The sequence below is a fragment of the Pseudoalteromonas sp. 20-MNA-CIBAN-0454 genome (genome assembly GCF_040308685.1).
GTDB classification, from domain to species: Bacteria; Pseudomonadota; Gammaproteobacteria; order Enterobacterales; family Alteromonadaceae; genus Pseudoalteromonas; species Pseudoalteromonas nigrifaciens.
Window position 1 is genome coordinate 1 of the sequence record NZ_JBEOOB010000187.1, and the last position, 262, is coordinate 262.

The following is a 262-nucleotide window of genomic DNA, read 5'->3' on the forward strand; positions in this document are numbered from 1 at the left end:
GTCCAATGCCATCACCGTGCCAGCCGCTACGGCTTCCCCATGCAACCACACACCATAGCCCATGTGCGTTTCGATCGCATGGCCGAAGGTGTGGCCCAGGTTCAGCGTGGCCCGCACGCCGGACTCGCGCTCGTCGGCGTTGACCACCAGCGCCTTGGCCGCGCAGGAGCGGGAAATCGCTTCGGTGAGCGCCACCTGGTCGAGGCCGCGCAAGGCGTCCATGTGCTCTTCCAGCCAGGTCAGGAACGGCTCATCGCAGATC

1 protein-coding gene is annotated in these 262 nt (G+C 66.0%); it reads right to left on the reverse strand.

Going from position 1 to position 262, the window contains the following annotated elements; genetic code table 11:
* Window positions 1-262, reverse strand: a 262-nt coding sequence (locus AAEZ22_RS18455) for a 3-dehydroquinate synthase family protein (protein ID WP_502935270.1), incomplete at both ends; no start/stop codon positions are given.